The organism is Burkholderia sp. BCC1640 (assembly GCF_902833125.1).
Classification (GTDB): Bacteria; Pseudomonadota; Gammaproteobacteria; order Burkholderiales; family Burkholderiaceae; genus Burkholderia; species Burkholderia diffusa.
In genome coordinates, this window is sequence record NZ_CADFEF010000211.1 from 1 (window position 1) to 241 (window position 241).

Genomic DNA, 241 nt, shown 5'->3' on the forward strand with positions numbered 1-241 from the left:
CGCGTCGTTGTGGTGGGTGATGACGCCGTGGTGGCCGAACACGAACGGCTGGCTGACGAAGGTCTGGTGCGCTACGACTGGCAGCACTACATTCCGCTGATCCAGCGCAAGCCCGGCGCACTGCGCAACGGCGCGCCGTTTCTGGATATGCCCGAGCCGCTGCAACGCCTGCGCCGCGCGCTGCTGCGCGAAACGGGCGGCGAGCGCGTGATGGCGAAAGTTCTGGCGCTGGTGCCGGAAA

Annotated in this window: 1 pseudogene; it reads left to right on the forward strand. The window is 67.6% G+C overall.

What is annotated here, in order from left to right:
* Nucleotides 1-241, forward strand: a pseudogene (locus HWX25_RS33245) (IS21 family transposase); the annotation flags it as partial.